Annotated in this window: 16 protein-coding genes; 9 read left to right on the top strand and 7 right to left on the bottom strand. The window is 53.2% G+C overall.

The window, feature by feature from the left end; translation table 11 throughout:
• The first annotated feature begins 45 nt into the window (after positions 1 to 45).
• Together ACMYR3_RS02720 and ACMYR3_RS02715 are read left to right on the top strand one after the other, a co-directional pair.
• A complete protein-coding gene (locus tag ACMYR3_RS02720) occupies positions 46 to 2,007 on the top strand; it encodes a SulP family inorganic anion transporter (protein ID WP_424194272.1) in 1,962 nt (653 codons plus the stop codon).
• Positions 2,008 to 2,339: 332 nt separating this feature from the next.
• Positions 2,340 to 3,374 (top strand): GSU2403 family nucleotidyltransferase fold protein, encoded by a 1,035-nt coding sequence (locus ACMYR3_RS02715; RefSeq protein WP_424194270.1) that lies wholly within the window; start codon positions 2,340 to 2,342, stop codon positions 3,372 to 3,374.
• A gap of 154 nt (positions 3,375 to 3,528) precedes the next feature.
• Here the strand turns inward: ACMYR3_RS02715 and ACMYR3_RS02710 are convergent, their stop codons facing one another.
• The 4 genes from ACMYR3_RS02710 to ACMYR3_RS02695 all read right to left on the bottom strand — a co-directional run bounded on the left by ACMYR3_RS02710 (position 3,529) and on the right by ACMYR3_RS02695 (position 8,481).
• Positions 3,529 to 4,638: a mechanosensitive ion channel family protein gene (locus tag ACMYR3_RS02710; protein ID WP_424194268.1), complete on the bottom strand. Its 1,110-nt coding sequence runs from the start codon at positions 4,636 to 4,638 to the stop codon at positions 3,529 to 3,531.
• Positions 4,635 to 5,408, bottom strand: a complete 774-nt coding sequence (gene otsB, locus ACMYR3_RS02705; RefSeq protein WP_424194266.1) for a trehalose-phosphatase — start codon at positions 5,406 to 5,408, stop codon at positions 4,635 to 4,637. Before otsB ends, ACMYR3_RS02710 begins: the two co-directional genes overlap by 4 nt.
• Positions 5,409 to 5,551: 143 nt before the next feature.
• Positions 5,552 to 7,768 (bottom strand): alpha,alpha-trehalose-phosphate synthase (UDP-forming), encoded by a 2,217-nt coding sequence (locus ACMYR3_RS02700; RefSeq protein ID WP_424194264.1) that lies wholly within the window; start codon positions 7,766 to 7,768, stop codon positions 5,552 to 5,554.
• Between the two features lie 242 nt (positions 7,769 to 8,010).
• Complete coding sequence (locus ACMYR3_RS02695) at positions 8,011 to 8,481, bottom strand: hypothetical protein (RefSeq protein WP_424196331.1); 471 nt, start codon at positions 8,479 to 8,481, stop codon at positions 8,011 to 8,013.
• Between the two features lie 176 nt (positions 8,482 to 8,657).
• On the opposite strand from ACMYR3_RS02695, the gene ACMYR3_RS02690 reads away from it, so the two are divergent.
• The 5 genes from ACMYR3_RS02690 (at position 8,658) to ACMYR3_RS02670 (ending at position 12,867) form a co-directional block, all read left to right on the top strand.
• Positions 8,658 to 8,846, top strand: a complete 189-nt coding sequence (locus ACMYR3_RS02690) for a DUF3460 family protein (protein ID WP_424196329.1) — start codon at positions 8,658 to 8,660, stop codon at positions 8,844 to 8,846.
• 79 nt (positions 8,847 to 8,925) lie between these two features.
• Positions 8,926 to 9,786 carry a segregation and condensation protein A gene (locus tag ACMYR3_RS02685; RefSeq protein ID WP_424194262.1) on the top strand — a complete coding sequence of 287 codons (861 nt, stop codon included), beginning with the start codon at positions 8,926 to 8,928 and terminating at the stop codon, positions 9,784 to 9,786.
• Between the two features lie 21 nt (positions 9,787 to 9,807).
• The gene (gene panC, locus ACMYR3_RS02680) at positions 9,808 to 10,662 is read left to right on the top strand and encodes a pantoate--beta-alanine ligase (protein ID WP_424194260.1); all 855 of its coding nucleotides are present in this window, start codon (positions 9,808 to 9,810) and stop codon (positions 10,660 to 10,662) included.
• Between the two features lie 15 nt (positions 10,663 to 10,677).
• Positions 10,678 to 11,319, top strand: a complete 642-nt coding sequence (locus ACMYR3_RS02675) for a Smr/MutS family protein (protein WP_424194258.1) — start codon at positions 10,678 to 10,680, stop codon at positions 11,317 to 11,319.
• Positions 11,320 to 11,703: 384 nt separating this feature from the next.
• Complete coding sequence (locus ACMYR3_RS02670; RefSeq protein WP_424194257.1) at positions 11,704 to 12,867, top strand: glycosyltransferase; 1,164 nt, start codon at positions 11,704 to 11,706, stop codon at positions 12,865 to 12,867.
• Positions 12,868 to 12,983: 116 nt separating this feature from the next.
• Here ACMYR3_RS02670 and ACMYR3_RS02665 read toward each other — a convergent pair whose 3' ends face one another.
• Positions 12,984 to 14,720 (bottom strand): NAD+ synthase, encoded by a 1,737-nt coding sequence (locus ACMYR3_RS02665; RefSeq protein WP_424196327.1) that lies wholly within the window; start codon positions 14,718 to 14,720, stop codon positions 12,984 to 12,986.
• Positions 14,721 to 14,736: 16 nt separating this feature from the next.
• On the opposite strand from ACMYR3_RS02665, the gene ACMYR3_RS02660 reads away from it, so the two are divergent.
• Entirely contained in the window at positions 14,737 to 15,966 is a 1,230-nt protein-coding gene (locus tag ACMYR3_RS02660) for a GNAT family N-acetyltransferase (protein WP_424196325.1), read from the top strand.
• A 180-nt stretch (positions 15,967 to 16,146) separates the two neighbouring features.
• Here ACMYR3_RS02660 and ACMYR3_RS02655 read toward each other — a convergent pair whose 3' ends face one another.
• Positions 16,147 to 16,593, bottom strand: a complete 447-nt coding sequence (locus ACMYR3_RS02655; RefSeq protein WP_424194255.1) for a transcriptional regulator — start codon at positions 16,591 to 16,593, stop codon at positions 16,147 to 16,149.
• Positions 16,594 to 16,870: 277 nt separating this feature from the next.
• Here ACMYR3_RS02655 and ACMYR3_RS02650 point away from each other — a divergent pair, with 277 nt between their 5' ends.
• Positions 16,871 to 17,158 carry a DUF2282 domain-containing protein gene (locus ACMYR3_RS02650; RefSeq protein WP_424194253.1) on the top strand — a complete coding sequence of 96 codons (288 nt, stop codon included), beginning with the start codon at positions 16,871 to 16,873 and terminating at the stop codon, positions 17,156 to 17,158.
• Positions 17,159 to 17,286: 128 nt separating this feature from the next.
• Here the strand turns inward: ACMYR3_RS02650 and ACMYR3_RS02645 are convergent, their stop codons facing one another.
• Positions 17,287 to 17,436, bottom strand: a complete 150-nt coding sequence (locus ACMYR3_RS02645) for a hypothetical protein (protein ID WP_424194251.1) — start codon at positions 17,434 to 17,436, stop codon at positions 17,287 to 17,289.
• Positions 17,437 to 17,439: the final 3 nt, after the last annotated feature.

Here is a 17,439-nt window from a genome sequence, read left to right as displayed (position 1 = left end):
AAACCGCACTTGAACTGATTGCCCTGTCGCCCCCAAAAAAGCACCATGCGCCTGCCTCTGCCGACCTCTCTGAAAAATAGCCTGCATCATTTTCATCCGCGACTACTGGATTATCTGCATGGCTACGACCGTGGCATGTTTGCCAAGGATTTCACCGCCGGATTAACCGTTGGCATTGTGGCGCTACCACTGGCGATGGCCTTTGCGATTGCTTCCGGCGTCAAGCCCGAAGCAGGCATCTTCACCGCCATCATTGCCGGTTTTCTGATTGCTGCGCTAGGTGGTTCGCCAGTACAGATTGGTGGTCCGGCGGGTGCCTTTATTGTGATCATCTACGGCATCATCGACCGTTATGGGCTGGCTAATCTGCTGATCGCCACCATCATGGCTGGCATGCTGCTGTTTACGATGGGCCTGTTCAAGCTGGGTTCGCTGGTACGTTATATCCCGGTAGGCATTGTGATTGGCTTTACCAACGGCATTGCAGTACTGATTGCAATTTCGCAGATCAAGGATTTTCTGGGTCTGCAGATTGATGAAAAAATGCCCGGCGATTTCTTCGGCAGTCTGGCCACCCTGTTTGCGTATATCAGTACCATCTCGCCCATCACCGTCTTGCTGGGTACATCAGCACTCATCCTGATTGCGGTCTGGCCGCGTTTTGTCGATCAGCTCAAGCTGCGCTCTCGGGCGCGCATCATGCGCCACAAAGCACTGCAAGGGCCACCACGCCCATTGGATGTGCTCTGGCAGTTTCGTGACAAGGCACATCTGAGCCATCATCTGTCCTCGGTGCCCGGCTCCATCGTGGCGTTGATTCTAGGCACCAGCCTGGTGGCATTTTTCCATTTACCGGTAGAAACCATAGGCACCCGCTTTGGTGGTATTCCACAAGGGCTGCCCACCTTTGAATTGCCGCACTTCACCTGGCGCCTGGCGAAGGAGCTGATTCCGCCCACCATCACCATTGCGCTGTTGGGTGCGATTGAATCACTGCTCTGCGCCCGTGTGGCCGACGGCCTGCTGGAAGGCAATCAGCATGAACGGCATGATCCCAATCAGGAACTGATGGCGCAGGGCATCGCCAACTTCGTCACGCCATTTTTTGGCGGCATCTGTGCCACCGGCACCATCGCCCGCACCGTCACCAATATTCGCAATGGCGCAGTCTCGCCGATTGCGGGCATGATCCATTCGGCCATTCTGCTCTTCATCATTTTGGTGGCCGCACCATTGGCCATGAATGTGCCACTGGTCACACTCTCGGCTATCCTCTTTGTGGTGGCCTACAACATGGGTGAATGGCATGAGTTCATGCGCCTCAAGCACTTTTCCAATAACTACAAGCTGGTGATGCTGTCGACGTTTTTTCTGACGGTCGTGTTTGATCTGACGGTGGCCGTCGAAGTAGGTCTGGTGCTCTCGGCCATTTTGTTCATTTACCGGATGTCGAGCCTGACCCATATCGAGCCAATTGATTTGACTAGCACCACCTTCAATCGTGGCTTGCAGGTGAACACGGATAAGCCCAACAACGATGTGGAAGCCTACCGTATTTTTGGTTCGCTGTTTTTTGGCGCAGTCAGCACGATCGAAGGACTGATTCGCTCTGACGCCGAGCAGGCGCAACTGGGTCTGCCCCCTCATCCCTTGCCCAAAGTGATGATTCTGGAATTGCACCAGCTCATTTCGCTCGACACCACCGGCGTGGATGCACTGCTCAGTCTGTATAAACGCCTGAGGAAAAAAGGCAGTCGACTGGTGCTGTGCGGTGCCAATGAGCAACCCGCTTCGCTCCTGGTACGCTCGGGCTTTGCGCATACGATTGGTGAACCCAATATCCTGCCCACCCTGGCTACCGCGCTGGATCGGGCCCAGGTTTTGTTGGCAATGGATGCCAGCGAAGCGGCCGCCATTGATGCCGCCAACGACCGCGACACCAATCCAGTCGACCTCGCCAATCAGGCCAAAAAAGACCAAAACACCTCATACTCTCAGGTGGTATAGGCTATATTTAGCTTGTTAGGTGCGTTTTTACTGATTGTAAAAAAATACACCAATAGTGCTTCGATTTCCAATATCGAAGCACAACTAACAACTCAAAAGTACCGATGCAGGAATACCTGATTCTTTAACCAACAGCGTTGCTACGCATCATGTCACGGAAACCTTTCTACTATCGGTCATTGCAACAAAAAGATAAGTAAGAGCACAGCCCTGTACTTAAAGGGATTGAAATCTGATCTGCTGCATCAACGCAAAATGGACAGGCAGAAAAAATCCCCTTACACTGCTAAACAATAATAAAAAATGTTTAGCAAAAAAGGTGTGCCATGAGAATGAGCGAATTGAATTTATCAGCACAGACAGCTTATGCCGAACTGTTTGAGCAGACACGCGCTTTTGAAATGACCAATGCGCTGGCTGGTTTGAAAGGCAGCTTTCAGAAGCTCGATCGAAATGGCAAGGCTTATTGGTATTTTGCCTATCGCGATACCGACCCGAAAGTCAGAATGGCCTATGTCGGCCCGGACGAACCACGGGTGCAGGCACTGATTGCCAGATTTGCCAAAATCCGCCAAGACAAGCCATTGGCACCAGCCGCACGTTCAGCCATTGCATTAGGCTGTGCTCCGGTGGCACCCAAACATTTTCGCATTATCAAACGACTGGCTGAATATGGTTTCTTTCGGGCAGGCGGCATTTTGATTGGCACTCATGCATTTCTTGCATTAGGCAATATGCTCGGGGTTCGATGGAGCGATGGTGCAGCAACACTCGATGTCGACTTTGCCCATGCCGGCCGCAATATTTCGGTTGCGTTGCCAGCTTCGATAAAACTGGACGTGCATGGTGCACTTGAATCGCTCGAAATGGGCTTGCTGCCCATTACCCAGTTCAATGGTTTGGCTGGCGCACAATACCGCAACCCTAAAGACCAGGAGCTGAGAGTCGATTTTGTGACCAGCATGACAAGAAGCAACAAGGTAGTGGTATTGCCAGAACTGAATCTGGCGCTTGAGCCATTGAAGTTCATGGAATTTTCATTGGAACAGACCACACAAGGCTGCATATTTGGCAATCTGGGTGCTTGTGTGGTCAACTTGCCCGCACCGGAACGCTTTGCTGTTCATAAACTGATCATTTATGGTGAACGACCTGTCAGTGAACGCGTCAAGTCAAAAAAGGATCTCTTGCAGGCCGCCAGTCTGGCCAGCTATTTTTGTGAAAATGGTCAGGCCGCCATTTTCAACCATGCCTGGCAAGATGCCTTGCAACGCGGCAAGGGCTGGAAAATGCGTGCCATACAAGGGCGAGAGGCATTGATCAAACTTGACCCACAATTGGCCGATCCGGCACTTTGGGCAGAGTGATTCAAGACCAGCGGATTACCATGAAAAATATGCTAATTAATACACGGAAAATCAGGCCAAAAGAGACCAAAATATCTCATACTATCAGGTAGTATAGGTCATATTTAACCCATCAGGTGCGTATTCATTGATTGAAAATTAATACACCTTAGGACTATATTTTAGGAACGGCCTCAACCGAGGCACTCCCCGCCATCTCTTCGCGTAGGGCAGCCCGTACCTTGGGCAGGAATTGCGGATATTGCGTGGCAACCATTCGCACCAGTCCTTCGCGCACCCGACAGCGTAAGTCCCAGCATTGCGGCGAGCTGGACGAGCTCACCAAAGCCCGCAACTCCATACCGGTTGGGGTGGCATCGGTGACTTGTAAAAGACTGACGCGTTGATCCCAGTCGGGGTCAATGTTACAGAGCCGCTTTAATTCTTCACGCAAGGGCTCCAGGGGCATGCGATGATCAACCCAAATGAATACCGAACCAATGATCTGCGCCGAGGTGCGCGTCCAGTTTTGAAACGGATGTTCAATAAACCAGTTCAGCGGCACTACCATGCGGCGCTGGTCCCACAGTCGCACAATCACAAAACTGGCATTGATTTCTTCGACCCAGCCCCATTCGTTTTCAATAATCACCACATCTTCAATACGAATTGGCTGGGTCAATGCGATCTGCAGACCAGCCAGCATATTGCTCAAGACCGGCTTGGCGGCAAAGCCCACGATCAAACCCGCCACCCCCGCCGATGCCAGTAAACTGGTGCCCAATTGGCGCACACTGGGAAAAGTCATCAAGGCCGAGGAAAGCCCTAGAAAGCCAATCAAAAACATCAGGGTACGCGCCAGGACAGTGGCCTGGGTATGAATGCGGCGCGCCTGCAGGTTGTCACTGATATTGACCGGGTTGAGGTTGAGTACGCCATCACAGACTGCCGCCACCGCACGGATTGCAGCCCAGCTCAACACGCCAATCAATAACAGGGTGTTGATCTGCAACACCAGATCGCCCCAACCTGCCTTGACGGAAGGACTGCGTAACAATAATTGCGTGGTAAACAGCAGCGCAACCCAACGCGTTGGATTGCGCAGATAGGCGACCAGCGTGGCGAGGATGACGCGACCCCGGGTAATGCGTACCGCAATATCGTCCACCAGGCGATGCACCAGCAGCACCCCGCCCAGCAACAAGACCAGCATGCCCAGATAAGCCAGACCGTTGCCGCCTTCACCCAGCAATTCGTTGAGGCTGAATGGCAGCATCACATTCATGGTGCCATATCAACCAGGCCTTGCCATTGTTCATTCAATGTTTTGAGCAAGGTCACTACCTCGGATTGATCGTGGATATAAAAACGCGCGGCTGTCTGAGTCACAGGGCCAACCCGAATCGTCAGCCAATCGGGCAGGGCGGCACGAAATACCACTTCATCGGTTTCATCATCACCAATAAACAGTAATTGATCAAACTGCCCGACATCGACCAGCGCCAAAATTGCTTCCCATTTATCTGGCGCAAAAGCGGGTAAAAGGTTGAGCACCGAGTGACCGGACATAGTGCGTGGAACAGGGTCCAGCCTGGCGCAGGCTTGCTGAATATAGGCCAGCGCTGCATCCGGATTACTGCTCAAACGGTAATGAATGGCGATGGAGGTATTTTTATGTTCGATGTAAATGCCCGGATCAAGCGCCGTCAATTGCGCCTGCTCCAGTTGCTCGGCCCACATCTGACAAAGTCGTTGCGCCTGCTCGACATGGGGCAAACGCCCGGGCATCCCTTCCAGTCCATGATTACCCAACATGAAACGGGGCGTGAGTCCCAATCGGGGTGGGATGTCATCCCGATTCCGACCAGTCACCACGGCAATCTGCGCCAGATTGCTCAAGGCGGCAATCGCGTCCTTGATCGGCACCGGTGTGATGGCACGATGCGGTTCATCCACAATCGGCGAGAGTGTGCCGTCATAATCAAATACCAGCAGACTGTGTGGTTTGAGTTGTGCCAGGGCCTGCTTGCCCAGCGCGTCAAAGAGATATTCCATCCTGCCCTCCTGTCAAGTTATCAAAACCCAGGATCAGCCAGTTTGATGATTGACTGATCACGCTTTTAAACTGAATGAGCAAACTGCATAAGCTATCTGCCTGATTCAATATCAAAATATTCAGATTTCAAATAATTAAATTCTTAGTGATAAGCTGTCAATCGTGCCGCCACCCGTTCACGTTGGCGCAAGCGCGCGGCATCGAGCAACATGCGCCCAGCCCAGCGATAAATATTGAAATCCTTGACCGAAGCACGCAACGCCCGCATCCGTTCGCGCTGTTCATCGTGCGGCATGGTGAGTGCCTGATACAAGGCCAGCGCCGTTTCTTCACGGTCATACGGATTGATAATGAGCGCTTCATGCAGCTCCCGCGCTGCGCCGGCAAATTGCGAGAGCAGAAGCACACCGGCTTCATCATCGCGCGCCGAGACAAACTCCTTGGCCACCAGATTCATGCCGTCATGCAGGCTGGTCACCAGACAGACATCGCTGGCACGGTAATAGGCGTACACCGCTTCGGTGTCATGATGCTCGGCCAGCAAGCGCACCGGCTCATGGCCACTCGACTGATATTGCCCATTGATGCGGTCGACCGTGGCTTTGACGCGGCTTTCAAACTGTTTGTATTCTTCCAGCGCCGAGCGCGTCGGTGCGCCTATCTGCACAAACACAAAACGGCTCGCCAGTTCGGGATGCAATTGCAGCATGCGCTCCACGGCTTCCAACCGCTCGACAATGCCCTTGGTGTAATCGAGCCGATCCACGCCAATGGCCAGCAGACAATCGGGTGCCACACCGAGCTTTTGCCGCACCTGCAGGCTGATGGCTTCGATCGTGTCGTTGGGCAAGGTTGATTCATCCAGCGTGCCGACATTCCAGTCGATTGAGATCGGATACGCCTCAACCCGCGTCAACTGGCTTTTATAAGAGATGGTCATGGTCTCGTGCTCGATCCGCGTTTCCATATAACGATCGACCGTCTCAATAAAATTTTTGCAATGCTGGGGCGTATGAAAGCCCAGAATCGTGCTGCCCAGCAAGCCATCCAGCAGTTGCTCACGCCAGGGACAGATTCCAAAGATTTCCTGATTGGGCCAGGGAATATGCCAGAAAGTGATGATGGTGGCGCGTGGCAAGAGCGCTCGGATCATGCGCGGCGCGAGCGCAAAGTGATAGTCCTGAATCAACACCACCGGATCGGGCGTAGTCGACTCCAGCATCACCGCATCGGCAAAATGCTGATTGATCTTGACGTACTGTTCCCAGTCTTGCGCCCGAAACACGGGACGCACATGGGCAATATGACAAAGCGGCCACAAGCCTTCATTGGCCAGCCCATAGTAATAGCCCTGCTCCTCTTCCGGTGTTAACCAGATACGGCGCAAGGTATAAAACGGCTGCTCCGGGGGCACCGCCACATGGTCGAGCTGGTCCACGGTAGCACGATCGGCATCACCACTGCCATGCGCAATCCAGGTGCCCGAACAGGCGCGCATGACCGGCTCCACGGCAGTCACCAGACCACTGGCCGGACGTTTGACGCGAATCCCTTGTGGCGTATACACATGGCTATACGGTTCACGGTTGGAGAGGACAATGATCTCGTCACCCGACAACACGTCCTGCAACACACTGCGCAGTTTTTCGGCATGCCATTGTGCAGTGGCATCTTCACCGGCATGACGGGATTGATCGAGTTCGCGCATCATGTCGCGCAAGTCATCCAACACGGGCATCAGTTCCGGTGCCATATCCCGATCCTGCGCCGGCGATGGCAACTCGCGGCCACGGATCATATTGCGTACACTGGCCACCCAGCCGCGCCAGCTCAACTCGGCAATCAGTACGGTAATGGTGGCCACGATCACCCCAATCACCAGTACAAACAGCCACACATAATGCTGTGCGTCGTTGATGCGTCTTTCGATAAAGCTCATGTCCTGCACCAGAATCAGCTCGCCACGGCCACTCTCGTTGACGACCGGGGTTTTGACAATATGCAGGGTCTTGCCTTCCAGCCGAAATATCTGGCTGGTGGTCATGCTGGCCGGTGCCGGGCTACAACTCACATCGGCGGCCAGGCTCGCCGTCACGTAGAGCCGCTGGCCGGTTGCATCGCAAAAAGCAAAGGCGTGCAGCTTTTCATCGGCCATCGCCCGCAGAAACAAGCCCTGTATCCGCGCTTCGTTACGCTCGCTGGCCAGCTCCAGAATCCGTTCACCCATGCCATTGGCCACCAGCAAGGCGCGGGTGTTGAGATCATTGACAAACCAGCGCATGGCCAGCCGATCGACCAGCGGCACAGTTACCCAGGCAATCAGCACCAAAGCCAGCATCAACGGGATTAAAAATCGCAAGGACAAGCGCACTACCGGTTTCCCCCACCCTGCCAAAGGTATTACCTAGGACAGAAAGTTAGCCAGCATCAGGGGCTGGCAGGCTTAGTATGGGGGTAGGTGAGACCGCATTAAAGCGGATACTCCTTAGTTGTATGTAGGGTTATTCCTACGCTCAGGTGCGTATTTATTTGTGATTAAAAATGACGATTGACCAGTATATTCAGACAGCTAAAAACAATCCGTTCAGAATCCACTCACCATCAGTTCACCAACGGCTCGGAACGACTGGTGCGCACGACCTTGCCATCCGGATTGAAATGCACATTGAAAAAGGCGTTCTGGTAGCCCTCACTGTATTTCCAGTCCCACACTTCTTCCTGTTTGAGGGGAAAGTTTTCCACCTTGCGCGGCTTGCCGAGTAACTTGCGTACATCATCGCGACTCATGCCCACGACCACCTTGCCAAATTGCGCCAGCGTGAGTACCTGACGTTTGGCCAGCAGTCTGCCATCCACATCAAAATCAAACATATAGGTGTTGAGACCTTCGGGGCCACGCGGATATTCGAGCGTGCGCACCACGCCATCGTCGGGCTGGTCAGACTCCCAGATGGTTTCGGGTTTACCGAGCAGTTCACGCACTTCGGCCTCGGTGGCCGTACCCACTTTCAGCTCATCGAGTCGTGCCTCGCCGCAGCCGACCAATCCCAGCAATGCGCCCAGAATACTCATGGTGATACCCTTTCCAATCCAGTGCCAGCGCAATGCTGAGGCAGTTTTTTTCATGTGAATGCTTTCCTTCGGTAAAATGGCAGGCTTGCAACGTGACTGACGGTGTTTATCTGGCCAGCCATGCAGCACAAACCGTTTTAAACCATTCTAACCAGCACTTCAACAAGAGCTTCAACATGGCCAACTACGAATCCGAATTTACCCAGTTTATGCGTGAGCTCAAAAACAAGAAACCGCAGCTCGAAGCCGAGCAGAAAAAAGGCCGCGCCCTGTTGTGGGACAAAAAGCCGATTGATCTGGATGAACGCGCCCGCGCCGAAGCATCCCGCGTCAAGCAAAAGCCCTACGTGTATTCCAACAACTGATGGCCGTTGACAGCAGCCGCTTGCCAAACATGCAAACCACAAGCCGCATACAGCGCAAGCCAAGCACGCAATACCCATCATGAGCCAAGTTGAGAATCTGACCCCCGCCAGCAACGAAGCGGACAGCACACCCAATGTGGTGGATGGCGTGGCTTTTGCGCGCCTGTACGGCGAACCGCTGTTTGCCCTGCCGCAAGACCTGTACATCCCACCGGATGCGCTGGAGATTTTTCTCGAAACCTTTGAAGGCCCGCTTGATCTGTTGCTGTATCTGATCCGCAAGCAAAACTTCAATGTGCTCGACATCCCGATGGCCAAAGTGACGCGCCAGTACCTGGATTATGTGGATCAGATTCGCAATCACAATCTGGAGCTGGCCGCCGAATATCTGTTGATGGCCGCCATGCTGATTGAAATCAAGTCGCGCATGCTGCTGCCCGTCAAGCCCAAGGAAGATGGCAGTGAACCGGAAGATCCACGTGCCGAACTGGTCCGCCGCCTGCTCGAATACGAAAAAATGAAGCTGGCTGCGCAAAAGCTCGATAATCAGCCGCAACTGGGGCGCGATTTTGTCCTGGCACATGCTCACTTTGACAACACCGTTGTCACCAGGCACCCCGATGTTTCGGCCGATGACTTACGCAGCGCCTGGGCCGACATTCTCAAACGCGCCAAGCTCAATACCCATCACAAGATCACCCGCGAAGAACTCTCGGTTCGTGATCATATGAGCCAGATTCTGCGCCGCTTGCAAACCAGCCAATTTATTGAGTTTGCCGAACTGTTTGAAGAAAACCTGCGCAAGGGCGCGGGTGTGCCCGTGGTGGTGGTGCATTTTGTCGCCCTGCTCGAACTGGCCAAGGAATCACTGGTGGAAATCACCCAGGCGGAAGCCTATGCGCCAATTTATGTGCGCATCAGCTACACCCCCAATGCCTGATTCAAGTTGAATGGTCTGCCCATGAAAATCGTTTCATCCATTGCTGAACTGCGTAGCGTTCTCCACCCCACCAACTTTCCAGCACGCGTAGCCTTTGTACCGACCATGGGCAATCTGCATGATGGGCATATTGCGCTCATGCAGGCTGCCAGCCAGCAAGGTGATGTAGTCGCGGCGAGTATTTTTGTGAACCGCCTGCAGTTTGGCCCCAACGAAGACTTTGACAAGTATCCACGCACCTTTGAGGCTGATTGCGAGCGCCTGCGCACTGCCGGTGTGGACGTGCTGTTTGCCCCGACCGAGGCCGCTCTGTATCCGGTGCCGCAAGAATACAAAGTGGTGCCACCAGCACGGCTGGCCGATATCCTGGAAGGTGAATTTCGCCCCGGCTTTTTTACCGGCGTGGCGACGGTCGTCATGAAACTCTTTGCCTGCGTGCAGCCCGATGTGGCGCTGTTTGGCAAAAAAGATTATCAACAACTGATGATCATTCGTCAGATGGTCACGCAAATGGCGCTGCCCATTCAAATTATGGCTGGCGAAACCCGCCGTGCTGACGATGGCCTGGCGCTCTCTTCCCGCAACGGCTATCTGAGCGCGGATGAACGTGCCGAAGCACCCCGTCTGCATGCGCTGCTCAAGCAGATTGCCACACAAATACGCGCCGGCCTTGTCACCGAGCCGAGCCACTACAACCAACTGCAAGATGAGGCCATGCAGGCACTCACCACTGCGGGCTGGCAACCTGATTACGTGGCGGTACGCCGTCGTGAGGATCTGCAGGCACCGACCGAATTGGCCAGTCCCAATAGCCTGGTAGTACTGGCAGCAGCCAAACTGGGCAAGACCCGGCTGATTGATAATCTTGAAATCTGATGATCACCATGCATCATGAAAACGCCAATCAAACAGCTTAGCGATCTCAAACAATTACGTGACAGCATCACACAGGAAGCAGAACAACGCGCTGCGTTAGCCAAGCAGCAGGCGGCAACGGCGATGCGGCAGGAAAAGGAAGCCAATCTGTTTCGTCATGCCGTCGGTGCCGTCGCCCCGCTTAAGCAAGCACCACGAGTGGCCAAACCACAACCGATTCCTCAGCCGATTGCACGACATTCGCAAGCCGATGAAGCAGCAGTACTGCGCGAATCCCTCTCCGACGAGTTTGATGCCGAAAGCCTGCTTGATACCGATGATGAACTGTCCTACACCCGCCCCGGCATTGGTCAGGATGTGGTGCGCCGATTACGACGTGGCGAATGGGTGATTCAGGCGCAGCTGGATTTGCACGGTCTGCGGCGTGATGAAGCCCGTGAAGCGCTGGGTGAATTTTTACGTCGTGCCATCAAGTCGGGCCAGCGCTGTGTGCGCGTGATTCATGGCAAGGGACTCGGCTCCGTCAACAAGGAGCCCGTGCTGAAAGGCAAGGTACGCAGCTGGCTGGTGCAAAAGGATGAAGTGCTGGCCTTTTGTCAGGCCCGCGCCCAGGACGGTGGCAGCGGTGCGATTGTCGTGCTGCTGCGTTCAAGTTGAAATTCAAATTTTTACCGCCAAGACACCAAGCATGCCAAGGAAAAACAGCGTCTTTTTCACCACAAAGAGCACCAAGAACGCCATAACAAGTCTAAAACAGTTGCGGTGCTAACCACGTAGTCTGGGGACAGAGTAATACTCTGTCACCGTGTTTCAACAGCGCTGTTTGGACAGGTGATTTCTCTTGGCGCTCTTTGTGTCTTTGTAGTAAATGCCTTTGACCTTAAGACTTTCTTGACGCACTTGGCGTCTTGGCAGTTCACCCCCTACTTTTCAAACATCATTCCATTGATATCAGCCCATTCCGTGACAAATACGCACGACATCGCTCATGGCACTTGCTAACATCGACCCCATTTACTTTTTGGCTGTTCGTCTGATTGCATGAAAAAAATTCTTGTTTATAAAACCGAAGTCCTGCCGTTTTCCGAAACCTTCATCAAGCTGCAGATCATCAATTTGCGCCGCTGGCATGGGGTATTGGCGGGTGATTATCGTCTGCCCAACGGTCTGTCGCTCGATGGGCTGGAAGTAGTCACGCTGCTCGATAAAAAACCGGGGCTGATCGGCCATATCTGGCGCAAGCTCAATCTCTTGCTGGGGCGTGCGATTCCTGCCGATGTCGCCAAACTCAAGGCACAAAAGGCAGATTTGTTCCAGATTCACTTTGGTACCGAACTGGTTCAGAAATGGCCGCTGATCAAGGATTTGGGGATTCCCATCATTTGCACCCTGCATGGTTTTGATGTACAGACCTATGCCGAATGGTGGCACGCTGGCAAGGGCGGCATGTTCATGAAAAATTACCCGGAACGCTTTCGCGAACTGGCCAATCATCCCAATGTATTTTTTATTGCAGTCTCCAAGGCCATTGAAAAACGCGCCATTGAAATTGGTGTGCCGGCGCACAAAATTGGTCTGTGCTACGACGGTGTCGATACCAAGCATTTCAAGCCAGAAGGCCTGCCCATCACCCAACGCAATAAACGCGTGGTGTTTGTAGGACGCCTGGCGGAAAAGAAAGGCTGTACTTATCTGATTGAGGCGATTGCCAAGGTCAAACAAACCGTGCCCGATATTGAGCTGGTCATCATTGGTGATGGCCCGCTGCGTGAATCGCTGGAAGCACAGGCACGCCCCTTGGGTGAGTCAGTCAAATTCTTAGGTGCGCAGCCGAGTACCGAAGTCAAAAAAGAAATGGATAAGTCGCGCTGCGTCTGCGTTTGCAGTATTTCTGCCAGCAACGGCGATGCCGAAGGTCTGCCGATTGTGATTTTTGAATCGCAGTCCAGCGGTGTGCCAATTTTGACTTCAATCCATCATGGTGATACCGAAGGCATTATCGAAGGCAAGAGTGGCTTTGGTTTCCGCGAAAAAGATGTGGCAGCCATGACCCGCCTGATCACCAAGGTGATGACCGATGACGCGCTGGCAGAGAGTCTTTCCAAGGCTGGCCGCGAGTACATGGTGCAGCGTTACGATATTGATGTGTGCACCAATGAACTGGAAGATTATCTGGATCGTATTTTGTCGGGCAAGAGCCAGTAATTTTTTATTTCTGACTGCCATTCATTTTGCTTGCAGTCCAATCTGGCTGGCCACTCGCTGCCCAGCCAGATTGGAATTTATTCTCTGAACCTATTTCCTGAACTGATTACTTAAGTTTATTCCCTGAACTTGGACACAATCGGGTAGCGCCAGTCGCGGCCAAATGCCCGCTCGGTCACGCGAATTCCAATCGGTGCCTGACGCCGCTTGTACTCATTGATCTTGATCAGGCGCGTGACCCGATCCACATCGGCTTCACTATAACCGGCCGCAATGATTTCGGCGCGCGGGCGATCCTGCTCCATATACATTTGCATGATGGCGTCGAGCACTTCATAGGGTGGCAAGGAATCCTGGTCGGTCTGATTGGGGCGTAGCTCGGCTGACGGTGCACGCGTGAGAATACGTTCTGGAATCACTTCAGAAACGCTATTGCGGTAATGACAGACCCGATACACCAGCGTTTTGGCAATGTCCTTGATGACGGCAAAACCGCCAGCCATATCGCCATACAGTGTGCAGTAACCCACCGCCATTTCGCTCTTGTTGCCCGTGGTGAGCACAATCGAGCCATACTTGTTGGACAAGGCCATCAGCAAGGTGCCGCGAATCCGCGCCTGAATATTTTCTTCGGTGGTGTCATTGGGGTTGACGTCAGTCAACGTATCAAACTCGGGCGCGAGGGTCGCACGAAACGCGCTGAAGACATCGACGATCGGAATTTCATCGTAGCGCACACCCAAACGGTTAGCCATATCACGCGCGTCAATCCAGCTGATATCAGCGGTGTAAGGCGATGGCATCATCACTGCCCGAACTTTATCGGCACCCAAAGCATCGACCGCCACCGCCAATACCAGGGCCGAATCCACCCCGCCCGACAAGCCGATGATGGCCCCCGGAAAGCCATTTTTACCCAGATAGTCGCGCACCCCCAATACCAGCGCCTGATAGACCTGCGCCTCAACACTGGCCAGTGCCCGGTGTGAACCAGGTAGCGGTGCATTGGCGACAAAATCGACACAGTCCACGGTTTCTTCAAACTGTACCAGTTGCGTGGTCACTTTACCCTGAGCATTCATGACGAAGGAAGCGCCATCAAACACCAGTTCGTCCTGCCCCCCCACCAGATTGGCATAGACAATGGACATGCCGGTTTCCTGGACACGCTGGCGACTGACTTCATAACGCTGGATTTGTTTATCGGTATGAAATGGCGAACCATTGGGCACCAGGAGAATTTGCGCGCCCGCCGCGCGCGCGGCCGCTGGCGCCTTGGTGTACCAGATGTCCTCACAGATATTAAGGCCAATATGCACGCCCTTGACGCTGAATACACAAGGCTGCGTGCCTGGCTGAAAGTACCGCTGCTCATCAAACACATCATAATTGGGCAGCGCCTGCTTGTAGTAGGTAGCGACCATGGCACCGCCATGCAGTACCGCTGCCGCATTAAAGTGGCAAAATAAATCGGGCGATGCGCCACACTGCACACCATGCGTGGCTTCCAAGGGATGACCAGCCACGTTTTTGCTAGCAACGCGCGCTGGAAAACCCACCACCACGTAAAGATCGGGATAGGCCATCAGATCAGTGGCCAGCTGTTGCAAGGCCTGTTCGGTCTGCGCATAAAAAGCCGGACGCAACAGCAGGTCTTCGGGTGGATAACCGGCCAGCGAGAGTTCGGGCGTGACTAAAATATCAGCGTCCTGCTGCGCGGCCTGGCCTGCTGCATGCATGATTTTTTGGCGATTGCCAGCAAAGTCGCCAATGGTGGAGTTGATCTGGCCAATCGCCACCCGCAGGCTGGATGGTGAAGTGTGAGTGGTCTGTGCCGGCGTAAACGAAGCCATCCGAATATCTTTCATGATTGATTACAAGCTTATGAATTATCGCACGCGCATCATCACGCAACTGGCCGAAATCAGGCAGTCTGATTGGGATCAATTGCTGGTACAGCAAAATGAGGCCACGCCTTTTTTACGCTACGACTTTTTGGCCGCACTCGAAGCAACCCACTGCGCCTGCGAACGCAGCGGCTGGTCGACGCATTTTGTCACCCTCTGGCAAAGAGTAGCCGATGGCGCTGGCGAACAATTGGTCGCTGCACTCCCCATGTATGCCAAGACCCATTCTTATGGCGAATATGTGTTTGACTGGGCCTGGGCCGACGCCTATCAGCGCCATGATCTGCCTTACTACCCCAAGCTGCTCTCGGCGATTCCCTTTACGCCAGTCATGGGCAACCGGCTCCTGGCGGTCGATGCCCCCGCACGCCAGGCCTTGCTGGAAACCGCTTTGGCCTTGGCCAGGGAAAGCAAGATGTCATCGCTGCATGTACTCTACCCGCCAGCGGCAGAAGCCCAGCAATGGGTGGATGCGGGGATGATGCTACGCACCGGCGTGCAGTTTCATTGGCAAAACCAGGGCTATACCGACTTTGAACAATTTTTGGAAAGTCTGGAGCGTAAAAAGCGCAAAAACATTCGGGCCGAACGGCGCAAAGTAGCCGAGGCCGGCGTCACCTTTCGGCGCATTCGCGGCCAGGATGCCACGCCCGAAGACTGGGCTTTCTTTACCCTGTGCTACAACCGCACTTACCGCGAACACGGTTCCACCCCCTACCTCAACCTGCCATTTTTTAGCCGCATCGGCCAGACCATGCCAGAAAATCTGCTCTTGATTGTGGCCGAGCGGGCCAGTAAACAGATTGCCAGCTCACTCCTGGTCTATCAACAAGATGCGCAACACAGCGTGCTGTATGGCCGCTACTGGGGAGCGCTGGAGCATATCGACTGCTTGCATTTTGAAACCAGCTACTACCAGCCGCTGGAATTTTGTATCGACGAAAAAATTGCCGTCTTTGAAGGCGGTGCCCAAGGGGAGCACAAAATGGCCCGCGGCTTTTTGCCGGTAGTCACCTATTCGGCGCACTGGCTGGCGCATCCAGCCTTTGCCGATGCCGTTGCCAACTTTTTAAAACGGGAAACCGGTGGCATGGCCAATTATGTGAGTGAACTGGAAGAACGCAATCCCTTCAAAACCAGTGTGGCGGATAGCTCGTCCCTGCTATCCATCACTGAGCCCTCGGATCAATGACTGGGAATATAGTCCCCCACTGTATTTATCTTAAGCATTTAATTACGCACCTAAGAAACCAATATATCAATATACACCCCATAAAATGGCTTTTTTGGCAATAAAAAACCCGGTACAAACCGGGTTTCCTGAATCTTCTGGCTATGCCTAAAGCGCTTGCAAGCGCCTATCAGAGCAGGCTTAGCGCACAGTGGGCCAGACTTCTTTTTCTGCCACCATCTGCTCGGCCAATTCCATAAACAGTTTGCGTTGATAAGGACGCATGCGCCGTAAATTGGCCAACAACTTGGCATCTTCATCAGCCTGCAGCTGCGGATCGACCGGTGTTGCATCTGCCTGACTCTGCTTGGCCTGTACCATTGCATCGCTTGGCGCCAGTTCCTGCTCGCCCATGCGTAGCCAGTATGACGACACATTTAACCAGCTTGCCAGAGTTTCAATTTTTTCATCCGAAGGTATTGCCTGACCGGAAAGCCATTTATGCGCCGCCTGAACAGTAATGGAATGGTGAGGATGATGAAGATTGAATTGGTGAGCCAGATCGGTTGCACCATCAACCTGCTCAGCACTGCGCTTGAGTGCTTTTTTCAACCGTTCTGCAAAGGCTTGCTTTCTATTGATAGTCATTTTACGCAAACTTTCTGGTGAACCCTGATTGTGACAAAAGGTTAAATGTTAAGTGTGCATTTATAAAATACTTCCGTCAAGTTACCAAGTGTTTTGTTGTAATTCCCTACATACAACTCAATCCATAAACATCAAAAAAATTTGTCTTAATGGTGTAATGTTTCGGAAGCTGAACCGACCACCGTTGAGCAAGAGTGATTTAGCAGCAAGTGATGGATAAGTTAGCTTTTGCAAGAGTATTTCACCATTTGATCTTTTTTCCTATTAGGAGTTCGCCATGAATAAACAGAAAGTCATTCAAACCACCCTGGCATCTTTACTGGCCTTATCAGCTACCACCATGTTGACCCAACACGCTGTCGCCGCCGACAAAGAAAAATGCTACGGCATTGCCAAGGCAGGCAAAAATGATTGCGCCAATTTGACTGGCACCCACTCCTGCGCCGGTCAGGCCAAGGATGATCTGGCCCCGGCTGAATGGAACTATGTTGCCAAAGGCAGTTGCGCCGCTGCCGGTGGGTTGACTGCAGATGCCGCCAAAGCCAAGGTAGGCAAAAAAGGATAGGACCCAATCCACCGCCGGATTGATGGGTCATATTCCTAACTTCTTGTCACCACAGTGACGCAAAGAGACACAAAAAGCGCAAAGACAATCCGGTTCAGAATTTGCTGCAGCCAGTTGGCATGGCTAGTTTATGCTGCTTGAATAGCTTGCCATCCGCTGCGGTTGTGAGAATGGCAGATACCTGGGTTTTCTTTGTGTGCTTTGTGGTTCAGGCTTTCAATGTCACGAGCCAATCCGGCGGTGAATTGTCCCGTCACAACGTTTATACCAATCACCATTTC

Source organism: Ampullimonas aquatilis (genome assembly GCF_049675895.1).
Taxonomy (GTDB): domain Bacteria; phylum Pseudomonadota; class Gammaproteobacteria; order Burkholderiales; family Burkholderiaceae_D; genus Ampullimonas; species Ampullimonas aquatilis.
Note: the sequence above shows the minus strand (reverse complement) of the source record. Positions and strands in the feature narration are given on the sequence as shown.